The following is a 956-nucleotide window of genomic DNA, read 5'->3' on the forward strand; positions in this document are numbered from 1 at the left end:
GGTGCGGTGTTCGTGTTCCCGGGTCAGGGTGCGCAGTCGGCGCGGATGGCCGCCGGTCTGGTGGGTCGTACGCCGGTGTTCGACGCGCGGCTGGCGGAGTGTCAGCGGGCCCTCGCGCCGTACCTGGACGTGGACCTGGTGTCGGTGTTGACGGGTGATGACGAGTCGTGGTTGGCGCGGGTCGAGGTCGTGCAGCCGGTGCTGTGGGCCGTGGGTATGGCGCTGGCGGCGGTGTGGCAGCACGCGGGGGTGGCCCCGGTTGCGGTGGTCGGTCACTCGCAGGGTGAGATCGGTGCGGCGTGCGTGGCCGGGATTCTCAGCTTGGAGGACGCGGCGAAGGCCGTGGCGTTGCGGTCGCGGGCGCTGACGGTGCTGCGGGGCACCGGCACGATGGCGTCGGTGGACCTGTCGGCCGACGCGGTGGCCGCGCGGCTGTCCGCGTTCCCGGGCGTGGGGGTGGCGGCCGTGAACGGTCCGTCGACCGTGGTGGTGTCGGGTCCGCCGCAGCCGGTCGCCGACCTCGTCGAGGCGTGTCAGGCCGAGGGTGTGCGGGCGCGGTTGATCCCGGTGGACTACGCGTCGCATTCCGCCGCCGTGCAGGAGGTCGCCGAGCAACTGCGCGCCGACCTGGCCGACGTGAGCCCGCAGCAGGGCCACACCCGGCTCGTGTCGACGTTGACCGGGGACTGGGTCGACCCGGCGTCGATGACGGCGGACTACTGGTACGACAACCTGCGGCAGACGGTGCGGTTCGACCCGGCCGTCCGCGTCGCCGTGGCCGCCGGGCACACGACGTTCGTGGAGATCTCCCCGCACCCGGTGCTGGCGATGCCGGTGACGGCGATCCTCGACGACACCGGCGCCACCGGGCACACCCTGGGCAGCCTGCGCAGGGGTGACGACGACGCGACGCGGCTGCTGACGAACCTCGCCACCGCCCACGCCATCGGCCTGCC

Annotated in this window: 1 protein-coding gene; it reads left to right on the forward strand. The window is 73.5% G+C overall.

Annotated elements, in window-relative coordinates:
- Window positions 1-956, forward strand: a 956-nt coding sequence (locus ACFHW0_RS31660) for an acyltransferase domain-containing protein (protein WP_416613295.1), incomplete at both ends; no start/stop codon positions are given.

This window comes from Micromonospora sp. LOL_025 (assembly GCF_048060285.1).
GTDB lineage: Bacteria > Actinomycetota > Actinomycetes > Mycobacteriales > Micromonosporaceae > Micromonospora.